The organism is Anaerococcus porci (genome assembly GCF_034090325.1).
Lineage (GTDB): Bacteria > Bacillota > Clostridia > Tissierellales > Peptoniphilaceae > Anaerococcus > Anaerococcus porci.
This window is the reverse complement of record NZ_JAXDSU010000031.1, coordinates 1-8,546: the sequence shown is the minus strand read 5'-3', so window position 1 is coordinate 8,546 and position 8,546 is coordinate 1. Positions and strand designations below refer to the sequence as shown.

General features: G+C 30.7%; 17 protein-coding genes and 1 pseudogene. All 18 read right to left on the bottom strand.

All coding sequences use genetic code 11. The features are described from left to right. A pseudogene (locus SOR60_RS03340) lies at positions 1 to 714 on the bottom strand (phage tail protein); the annotation flags it as partial. Continuing rightward, a complete protein-coding gene (locus SOR60_RS03335) occupies positions 704 to 1,063 on the bottom strand; it encodes a DUF5361 domain-containing protein (protein WP_320595189.1) in 360 nt (119 codons plus the stop codon). The gene SOR60_RS03335 and the pseudogene SOR60_RS03340, both read right to left, overlap by 11 nt. Before the next feature lie 11 nt (positions 1,064 to 1,074). After that, entirely contained in the window at positions 1,075 to 1,338 is a 264-nt protein-coding gene (locus SOR60_RS03330; protein WP_019118349.1) for a hypothetical protein, read from the bottom strand. Then, the gene (locus SOR60_RS03325) at positions 1,335 to 1,895 is read right to left on the bottom strand and encodes a phage tail tube protein (RefSeq protein ID WP_320595188.1); all 561 of its coding nucleotides are present in this window, start codon (positions 1,893 to 1,895) and stop codon (positions 1,335 to 1,337) included. The genes SOR60_RS03330 and SOR60_RS03325 overlap by 4 nt, the downstream gene beginning before the upstream one ends. Positions 1,896 to 1,907: 12 nt before the next feature. Beyond that, positions 1,908 to 2,228 (bottom strand): hypothetical protein, encoded by a 321-nt coding sequence (locus tag SOR60_RS03320; protein ID WP_320595187.1) that lies wholly within the window; start codon positions 2,226 to 2,228, stop codon positions 1,908 to 1,910. After that, positions 2,225 to 2,461 (bottom strand): hypothetical protein, encoded by a 237-nt coding sequence (locus SOR60_RS03315; RefSeq protein WP_320595186.1) that lies wholly within the window; start codon positions 2,459 to 2,461, stop codon positions 2,225 to 2,227. Before SOR60_RS03315 ends, SOR60_RS03320 begins: the two co-directional genes overlap by 4 nt. Next, the gene (locus SOR60_RS03310; RefSeq protein WP_320595185.1) at positions 2,454 to 2,768 is read right to left on the bottom strand and encodes a hypothetical protein; all 315 of its coding nucleotides are present in this window, start codon (positions 2,766 to 2,768) and stop codon (positions 2,454 to 2,456) included. The genes SOR60_RS03315 and SOR60_RS03310 overlap by 8 nt, the downstream gene beginning before the upstream one ends. Continuing rightward, positions 2,746 to 3,168, bottom strand: a complete 423-nt coding sequence (locus SOR60_RS03305; RefSeq protein ID WP_320595184.1) for a phage Gp19/Gp15/Gp42 family protein — start codon at positions 3,166 to 3,168, stop codon at positions 2,746 to 2,748. Before SOR60_RS03305 ends, SOR60_RS03310 begins: the two co-directional genes overlap by 23 nt. Beyond that, entirely contained in the window at positions 3,149 to 3,280 is a 132-nt protein-coding gene (locus SOR60_RS03300) for a hypothetical protein (RefSeq protein WP_268879122.1), read from the bottom strand. The genes SOR60_RS03305 and SOR60_RS03300 overlap by 20 nt, the downstream gene beginning before the upstream one ends. A gap of 8 nt (positions 3,281 to 3,288) precedes the next feature. Beyond that, positions 3,289 to 4,179: a phage major capsid family protein gene (locus SOR60_RS03295; RefSeq protein WP_176269924.1), complete on the bottom strand. Its 891-nt coding sequence runs from the start codon at positions 4,177 to 4,179 to the stop codon at positions 3,289 to 3,291. Position 4,180: 1 nt separating this feature from the next. Next, entirely contained in the window at positions 4,181 to 4,657 is a 477-nt protein-coding gene (locus SOR60_RS03290; RefSeq protein ID WP_176269923.1) for a DUF4355 domain-containing protein, read from the bottom strand. Positions 4,658 to 4,738: 81 nt separating this feature from the next. Continuing rightward, a complete protein-coding gene (locus tag SOR60_RS03285; protein WP_320595183.1) occupies positions 4,739 to 6,130 on the bottom strand; it encodes a terminase in 1,392 nt (463 codons plus the stop codon). Between the two features lie 96 nt (positions 6,131 to 6,226). Continuing rightward, a complete protein-coding gene (locus SOR60_RS03280; protein WP_320595182.1) occupies positions 6,227 to 7,129 on the bottom strand; it encodes an ORF6N domain-containing protein in 903 nt (300 codons plus the stop codon). Between the two features lie 135 nt (positions 7,130 to 7,264). Then, on the bottom strand, positions 7,265 to 7,399 hold the full coding sequence (locus SOR60_RS03275; protein WP_320595181.1) for a DUF6364 family protein: 135 nt from the start codon (positions 7,397 to 7,399) through the stop codon (positions 7,265 to 7,267). Positions 7,400 to 7,438: 39 nt separating this feature from the next. Beyond that, positions 7,439 to 7,828: an ORF6N domain-containing protein gene (locus SOR60_RS03270; protein ID WP_320595180.1), complete on the bottom strand. Its 390-nt coding sequence runs from the start codon at positions 7,826 to 7,828 to the stop codon at positions 7,439 to 7,441. Between the two features lie 32 nt (positions 7,829 to 7,860). Next, complete coding sequence (locus SOR60_RS03265; RefSeq protein ID WP_320595179.1) at positions 7,861 to 8,037, bottom strand: hypothetical protein; 177 nt, start codon at positions 8,035 to 8,037, stop codon at positions 7,861 to 7,863. Between the two features lie 93 nt (positions 8,038 to 8,130). Further along, on the bottom strand, positions 8,131 to 8,268 hold the full coding sequence (locus SOR60_RS03260) for a hypothetical protein (RefSeq protein ID WP_320595178.1): 138 nt from the start codon (positions 8,266 to 8,268) through the stop codon (positions 8,131 to 8,133). A gap of 157 nt (positions 8,269 to 8,425) precedes the next feature. Then, entirely contained in the window at positions 8,426 to 8,527 is a 102-nt protein-coding gene (locus tag SOR60_RS10490; protein ID WP_407654216.1) for a YjcQ family protein, read from the bottom strand. Positions 8,528 to 8,546 lie beyond the last annotated feature (19 nt).

Sequence of the window (8,546 nt, the reverse complement as noted above, 5' to 3'; positions counted from 1 at the left end):
TTCCGCTTCTTTAGCAGTAGTTCCAGTTATATTAAGTTTCCCTTGAATAGCATGTATTGCTTGATATACATCTGATAAATTATTGATATCATATTTTACACCAGTTATCTTTTGAGCATCAGCCAAAAGACGCTCCATTTCACTCTTAGTGCCAGAATATCCTAATTTCAAGTTGTCCAGCATTGTGTAATTAGAACGGCTAAAGCCTTGATATGCATTCTGTATATCCTGCATAGAAGTGCCCATTTTATTGGAATTATCTGCCATATCCACCATAGCCATATTAGCAACCTCAGCTGCCTTTTGAGTATCTCCACCTAGCGAAGATATTAAGGATGCTGAAAAACTTGTTACATTTTCCATATAAGAATTGGCAGATAAACCAGTTGTCTTAAAAGATTCTTGGGCATATTTTTTTACAATATCAGCACCTTTTGAAAACTTTGTATCAAATAATGTTTCAATACCACCTATAGATTGCTCTAGCTTCCCACCTTCCAATACTGAGGATTTTATTCCACTTGCCAAGGCTTGTCCTACTTTTGTGCCAATTGCAAGTTTTGTAAAAGTTCCTAAAAGACCACTTCCAAGACTAGATCCCGAATCTTCCCCAGCACTTTTCGATTCAGGTTTTAATATTTTGGATACACTTCCCTTTATTCCTCTAGCAGAGGGTATAATTTGCACATAAGCCTTACCTATTTCAGTTGGCATTTTTTCCCTCCTTCATAATTCTTTCTCTTTCTTTCATAAAATCCTCACCAGATGTAAAGCCATTAATTTTATTTTCCATATTATCCAAAATTAACTTAGGATAATTTATTCCTTTTTCAGCATCTTTCGTCTTAGAATAAACAAGAAGAGAAAGTCTATCTTGAATGCCAGCCAAAAGTAACTGATTAGGACTTAAAATATTTTCACTCATTTTTAATTTGATCCTTGAATCATCTCTAAGACCACAAGCTAAAATAGCTAGCTTATTTAAAGCTAGCTTTTTGTAATCAAAGATATTATATGTTTCTGCCAAATCACAAATGAGAGCTTCTTCATCAAGCTTTATCATCTTGGCAAGGACTATAAGTTTTTTAATTTAGGATTGGATAGCATATCCTCAACTTCTTTTATTACATTTTTTACAGGAACTCTCTTTGTCTTTTTATCCCTAACATAATTTATTAATGCTTTTTTTTGCTTTTCTCCAAGTAAAATTATTAAAGCTTTAGATAAACCAGCTCCATTATCCATAACTTTTTCTAAATTTTCTATAAATTCAAAATCTGTTATTACATTTTCATCTATGCTATATCTAAAGCCACTTTTAGTTTTGCCTTTAATCATTCTGCAGCACCTTTCTTAAGTATATATTCATAATGATTGTTACCTTCTGTATCTGGAAGACAAGAAACTGTAACAGCATATCCAACAGCATCTTCGTCTGTGTATTCAATATCATCCATTTCTTGGATAATTGCATTAGGAGCTACTATTCTTTTCATAACTCCACCTTGATAAACCATATCTATTACCAAAGTATGAGCCTTTGTTTGTTTTGAATTTGCCTTTAAGGTTATACCAGTTTCCAAAGTTCCTGATACATTTTCTTCACCATATACATATTTAAGTACATCAAGGTTCATGACCTCAATTAATTTAAATTGTAAAGTGTCCTCTTTTCCTTTAGAAATAACTAAAACAGTATCTCCACCCCAAGCCTTAATTTTATCTGAATCTGAAGAATTGGAATTTGTTAGTCCATCATCAGAAACATATCCTAACTCTTTAAATCCTGTTAATTCACTTTTGGCATCTTTTGGAACAGCTACACCATCATAGCCTACAAAAATAGCTCCACCTATTTTAGGTTTTCCTGTACTTGTATTATTAGTATTTGCCATAAAATATCCTTTCTAATATATTAGTTCTAAAATCGCTTGATATCTGTATTTTTTTGTGCTAGTATCAGTAAAATTATAATTAGAATTTAACTTAACATTAGCATCTTCGAACATCATCATATAATCTAGCAATTTATTATTTAATTTCAAAGCTTCTGTCAGAGTTTTCCCATAAGATTGAAAAGCATATGTTGAATGGTTTATTGTATTTTTAATATAACCACCAGTTTTTTCAAAAATAACAAAACTGTCAGGTTCATTTTCCCTATGCTCAACCCATACTGGAACTTTCAAAGCTTTTTCCAAATAATTTTTAATCTTTTTTTCTATCATCCCAAAGCCTTTATAAGAGTATTAGTTTTTAAATTTCTATAAAAAGTATCTTTATCATTAGTAACAACTTTAACATTTGCCCTAACACTACCGACTCCACTTTTGGTTTCCCAAATTCCGTCAGCCCTGTTAGCTACTTCTTGTCCACGTTTTTTTAATTCTTCTTGTATTCCTGGACATTTTAAAAGCTCTTTTACTCCATCAGAATTTAATTCAAATTTAAAATCACTCATAACTTTCTACATACACTTTCTTATTCCAATTAAGAGGGATAAGGTCATCTATTCCCTGCATTTCTTTCCCAAAAACTCTCCATCTTTGACCAAAAAATCTAACTTCTTGTCCCTCCCATTTGTTTTTATCTCCTTTAGGGATTGCAAGAGTATAAACAGCCTTTTTACCATAAAGATTAGTTGTAGATAAAATATCATCTGAACTAGTAGGAACGACCAAAACATTTTCAACTACAATTTCCTTATCTTCATAAATAAGACTTCCTAACTCATCTTCAATAGGATCACTCTTCGAAATCAAAATCACAGGGATTCCCTTTATTCGTGTCATAAAAATCTATCACCCCATATCTTTGTGTTTTTAGACCAAGTTTTGCAAGTTCAGAATCTTTTATAAAAAGACCCCCTCCAGGCACTAAAAAAGTACCTGACCAAGAATAACCCAAGGCTGATTCACTCGTTTGAGTCATAGGCTCTTGATCTGTAGAAGTCATAAGTGTTCTTGAAACCACATCAATAACTACTGATTTTAAAACATTAAAAAAAGTAGGTGACTCAGACATTTTATCCAAGTCCTTACCTACTCTTTGAGCTTTTAGTTTTAAATTATCAATAATTATTGGAATTAAATTTTCTACACGATCAATTTCTTCTTGACTTAAAGGTCTCCAAAGCTTAATCACATCATTACTTGTTATCTTTTCCATTCTTAGTCTCTTTTCTTACAGGCTTCTTTTTTACTTCTTCTATATCCTCGCCTTTTAATTCATTGGTGCTATATATTATAGCACCAGTTCTTTTATTTTTATAAATTTTCATATATAGACTTAACCTTCGGATTTTTCTATAATTGCAAAATGGTTTGGTTCAAGAATTGACCAACCTAAATAAGTTTCGCTTCTTAAATAGATTTGGTTGTGTCCTTTTAAGTCTTGACCTGAATTATCTGGATCACCATATTTGATTATTTCAAATGGAATTTGTTTTGCATAACCCCATTTAAAACCATTTTCAAAATCTCCAACTATAGCTTTAATTTTAGAACCATTACCAACTGTAGAATGTATATCAACAGGAATCCCATTAATAGAGCTTGGTTTAGCACCCCATCTTAACTCTGGGAATAATCTATCACCAGCATCATTATTATTTTTTTGTTTTGCTAAACATGATGAAAAAGATGGATCCATAGCAAGACCTGTAACATCACCTTCAGCTGCAATAACAAGTTGAATAGCTTCTTCCATGTTTGTATCAGGGTCTTTCTCATTAAAGGTTGTTTTTTGAGTTACCTTATGAGCTATATCGTTGTTATTTATAATATTAGAAACTTCACCAGTTCTTGGATTAATTCCATGTATACCCATCAAATCAATACCTTTAGCTAGTTTTTTAGCATAACCATCAGTAAAAGCACCTAATATATTAAGTTTTTCTTCTTCTGTAGCATATAAAAACTCATCAGTAATTCTTGCACCATATTCAACTTTTATTGGAACAATAACTCTAGTTGCAAGGGACAAACCACCCTCACTTTTCTTTCCACCTTCAGCAACAATATCAATTTCTTTATCCATTGAAAAAACAAATTCCTTATTACCATTAAAAGCTATAGGAACTTGTTTGGATAATTTTGTTAAAGTTGAGTATCCTTTAACTTTGCTAATTAAATTATTTACAAGTTTTGGTTCAAATAAATTATTTCTGGTTGTTGTCATTTTATTCTCCTTCTAAATCTAAACTATTTAATAATGATCTTAAACCACTATCATCATCTTTTATTTCATTAACATTTTTAAGAGGTACTACACTAGGATTAGAATTCTTTATAAAATTTGATAAACTTTCTGCATCCTTTCTCATACTCTCTTCATCTTCACCTTGAATTCTATTCGAAAGATTAAAAGGTAAACCACAATCAACAGCTATTTTTCTTTTTAAATCTTCTCTCTTATAAGATTCTATTGTTTTATTAAGACCTGTAATTTGTTCATCTTTTTCTTTCATACTTTCAAGACTTTTCTTGTACTGACCAACTTCATTTTTAAGATTAGAATTTTCATCATTAAGACTTTTTAAAGAACTTTCATATTCTTCCTTTGCTTCCTCTTTTGCCTTTTTGATTGCTCTTTCTACTCTTGGTTTAATTATTGCGTCAAGTTCTTCTTGACTTTCAATTACTTTAAAATCGCTCATTTTCTACTCCATTTCCCCGTGTCCGGTAATTTTATATTAAAAAAGTGACTGTCAACTATTAGTTAACACCCACTTCTAATATCAATAATAAATTTTTTGTTTTATTTTTTTCTTATTTTCCTTACAAACCCAATGGGCAAGCAAGCATGAATCCATCAAACTTATATCCATATCATCAAATTGAGATTTATATCCAAAACCACCAGATGAACCGATATTTCTTTTTTCACAGTTTGTTACAACTTGTTTTAAAGATTCTTGGTCGTTATGTAGGATACTTTCTTCAAAAATCGCTCTTTCCCACATGGCATTTGCTTTTATAACTTCTTTTACCGTTGGTAATATAGGTTCTTTTAATTTCAAATCTTTCATTTCACTAGCTAAAATATTTTGACCACTAGCACCATCAACTACTACCTTTTCAATATCAGCCGACTTTAAAAAATCCAAAATCCACCTATCACCATTTCTTACACTTTGGCAATCCAAAGACTCTATAAATATTTTTCCTTCATCAGTTTTGACGGCTATAGATAAAGCTACATTATTTCCATCTTGACCGTATTTTATTCCAACATACAAACCACCAATCAAATTAGGTAATTCATCAATTTTTAATCTATCCCAGTCAGTTAGAGATATGGCAGATTTTTGGTTATATGATATCCAAAGACCTAATCTTTGTATGTTAAAATCTAAATCATCAGTACCAATTTCATCTTCAACGATTCTTTCAGTAAAAATTGTTCCTAAAGATGGGTTGGTTTGATACCAAGCTTCAACATCATGAGGATTAGTATTTTCATCAACACTCCATTCTGCCCAATAAAAATTCTTACTATCTCCAGATAAAACTTTCTTCCTAAAATTGACAAAAACCATTCCTGAAGATATGGGGGTTGGTGGGGTTCCACACATTATGGTTTGTGGGTTTTTGGATGAAGATACAACATATTTTAAGGCTGTCTCTTGATCATCAGTATATTCTTGAGCTTCGTCTATTACCAATAAATCAAAACCTTCACCAAGTCCACCAGTAGAAGACCTAGTTCGAAACTCTACTCTTCCACCTGTTTCAGGAATTTCAACTCTTTCTTGACCCTTGGCTTTTAACGACCTATAATCAACTCCACTTTCATCCAAAACCCTACAAAGCCTCTCCCAAGCACTGTGAGATGTTGATACTCTATGGGCTGTATGATTTATTTCTTCTCCCATAAAAAGACCATATAACTCACGCATAACAATTATTTCGTTTTTTCCATTACGTCTTGGTAATGAATACCCACATTTGGTGTGTGTCCACAAATTATCCTTACCATAAGCTAATATATCTTTTAATAAGATTTTTTGCCATTTTTGAGCTTTACGACCACTCTTTTCATAAAAATTAACAGCCTTTTTATAGTCGCTCTTTTTGTAAGGTAGAACAACTTTTTTAGTAGGCTCTTGATTACCTAATCTTTTTTTCATCCTACCTCCTAAATAAAAGCTAGCAGTTTTACGACATGCTTAGGTCAAAATCTCCAACAAAAAAGCACCACTAAATAGCGATGCTTTAACTTTTACTTATTTTCTTTCTAAACCATTCTTCCAATTTGCAATATTACAAAGTAAATTCCAGCCTTCCCTATGATTAATATTCAAATCATTAACAGGCTTATCTAAAAAACCTAACTTAACATATTCCTTAGAAATAATATAATCAAATTCCATTCTCATCTGTTCATTCAAACTAAAATTATTAGTAATTTGCCTAATCATTTTTAAATTCATCAATTCTTTAAGAATTTTCATATCAGAAATTGGCTCAAAATATTTATCCTTAAAATACTCATCCAAAAATTCCTTACATTCCTTTAACTTCCTAAAATTATCAATAATATTAAAAACATCATCCTTATACAAAACATACAAAGAACACATTACATCCTCATAATCAGTATTTTCCCTTTTAAAATCCTTTAACTTATTATAAGTCAAAAGCTCCCCAAGAGAATTTTCCCTGATATATGCACCAACACTAGACCTATCATACCCACAAAGAAAAGCCAAATCCTTAATAGTCATACAAGGTACACCTTGGTAGCTTTTGTTTTTTATTTTGTAAGGTTCATTATTACTTATTTCCTTTAACCTAAAATATGAATTAACAAGTTGTCTTTGAACTTCCCAAGCTAAATCATCAGTAAAAGATTTTACTAACATTAGGTATCCGCTTTCTGTGAAGAGATAACCACCTCTAGGATTATTAAATCCAGCTCGACGAATTTCGTCGCTCTTGCATTTTTCAGTAGTTACATTGTAAAAATCTACGTTTTCTATAAAATGTTTCTTATTTGTTCTAAAATTTCTACTAGCTGTACCTTCTGGTCTTTCGTGTACCAAATCTATATCTTTGAAAGTCACTACTGGTTCATTGTTGTATATTTTTCTTTCAATACTATTGTTATTAATACTTATACTATTCATTTTAGCTCCTTTTTAATTGAAAGAAACCGCTATTTATAGTACAATGTTGGTAAGGAAACATTGTATTTATATTTATAAACAACGTTTCTCTGCAACGATGGTTGAGTGGCTAAACTTATAACCATCGTTCTTTTTTTACTTATTTTTTTCTTTAATAATTTTTTTTATATATTCTTCAATGATTTCTTGCATACTTTTATTATTTTCTAACGCATATAGTTTAAATTTTTTGTGCAATTCATCATCAAGCCTTACCGTAATAGTTTTCATCTTGACCTCCTGATTTAAATTATACATTCAATCATTCAATCAGTCAAGAAAATAATTAAACATTAGATAAAAAGATTTTACTAACATTAGGTATCCGCTTTCTGTGAAGAGATAACCACCTCTAGGACTATTTATTCCAAAGCGACGAATTTCGTCGTTTTTGTATTTTTCAGGTTTTAGAATAAAATAATCTATATTTTCTATAAAATGTTTCTTATTTTTTCTAAAATTCCTACTCGCAGTATCTTGTGGTCGTTCATGCACTTTGTCTATATCCTTAAAAGTAATTACTGGCTGATTATTAAAAATTTTTCTTTCTACATTTTGATTATTAATTTTAACTAAATCATTCATTTTTTGTCCTTTCATTGAAGAAATTACAATAAAAAGGTATATTATTATAGAACAATTTTGTTGTTCATTTGTCATTGAGTTCCACATGAAAGTGTGGGCTCTTTTTATTATAAATCTTCCTTTAACTTCTTTATGCCTATTCTTGCACTTTCAGTTCTTGTTATATTATATTTCTTTGCATATTTTCTTAATATATCACTTGCCTCTCTATCTAACCTAACATTTAAAGAATCTACCTTTGGGTTATCAGTAGGTCTACCCATCTTCTTTTTTTCTTCTTTCACATATCACCCTTGCCTTTCTCTCGCTCTAAAGTATAATAAAACCATCAACTAAGGGGAGCGAGTCCCCGTTGATGTCTTGTTATTATAGAAGTTCTACTTTTTAAGTAGTTCTTCTATTTTTTTGATTGCTTCATCTAAGTCTTTGCTTTCTTTTAATATTTCTAATATCTTTCTTGTTTGATTCTCTTCAACGACTTCTTTCAATAATTCGCTTGTATTCATATCTTCCATATTTTCTCCTCCCTCTCGCTCATACTCGTAAGATATTTCCTTACTGTAATTATATTATATACTTATGCGACGCATAAGTCAAGCACTTTTAAAACTTTTTTATTTTTTCGCAAGCAAAAAAGGAGGGTTTTTATAAATTTATTTTTAAGTATCTAATCTAATTCCACAAAGACATTATAGCTCTTGCCTCTTTAATCAGATTAATTAGTTTTTTCATTCTTGAATTATCTCTTAAATAAGCTATCCCGTCACCTGTTATTTGTAGCTTGGATAAATCA

Excerpts from the sequence above, each read along its gene's own strand:
- SOR60_RS03285 (WP_320595183.1), bottom strand. The coding sequence starts at position 6,130 with ATGAAAAAAAGATTAGGTAATCAAGAGCCTACTAAAAAAGTTGTTCTA.
- SOR60_RS03335 (WP_320595189.1), bottom strand. The coding sequence starts at position 1,063 with ATGATAAAGCTTGATGAAGAAGCTCTCATTTGTGATTTGGCAGAAACA.
- SOR60_RS03300 (WP_268879122.1), bottom strand. The coding sequence starts at position 3,280 with ATGAAAATTTATAAAAATAAAAGAACTGGTGCTATAATATATAGCACC.
- SOR60_RS03315 (WP_320595186.1), bottom strand. The coding sequence starts at position 2,461 with ATGAGTGATTTTAAATTTGAATTAAATTCTGATGGAGTAAAAGAGCTT.
- SOR60_RS03280 (WP_320595182.1), bottom strand. The coding sequence starts at position 7,129 with ATGAATAGTATAAGTATTAATAACAATAGTATTGAAAGAAAAATATAC.
- SOR60_RS03305 (WP_320595184.1), bottom strand. The coding sequence starts at position 3,168 with ATGGAAAAGATAACAAGTAATGATGTGATTAAGCTTTGGAGACCTTTA.
- SOR60_RS03260 (WP_320595178.1), bottom strand. The coding sequence starts at position 8,268 with ATGGAAGATATGAATACAAGCGAATTATTGAAAGAAGTCGTTGAAGAG.
- SOR60_RS03330 (WP_019118349.1), bottom strand. The coding sequence starts at position 1,338 with ATGATTAAAGGCAAAACTAAAAGTGGCTTTAGATATAGCATAGATGAA.
- SOR60_RS03325 (WP_320595188.1), bottom strand. The coding sequence starts at position 1,895 with ATGGCAAATACTAATAATACAAGTACAGGAAAACCTAAAATAGGTGGA.
- SOR60_RS03295 (WP_176269924.1), bottom strand. The coding sequence starts at position 4,179 with ATGACAACAACCAGAAATAATTTATTTGAACCAAAACTTGTAAATAAT.
- SOR60_RS03320 (WP_320595187.1), bottom strand. The coding sequence starts at position 2,228 with ATGATAGAAAAAAAGATTAAAAATTATTTGGAAAAAGCTTTGAAAGTT.
- SOR60_RS03270 (WP_320595180.1), bottom strand. The coding sequence starts at position 7,828 with ATGACAAATGAACAACAAAATTGTTCTATAATAATATACCTTTTTATT.
- SOR60_RS03275 (WP_320595181.1), bottom strand. The coding sequence starts at position 7,399 with ATGAAAACTATTACGGTAAGGCTTGATGATGAATTGCACAAAAAATTT.
- SOR60_RS03290 (WP_176269923.1), bottom strand. The coding sequence starts at position 4,657 with ATGAGCGATTTTAAAGTAATTGAAAGTCAAGAAGAACTTGACGCAATA.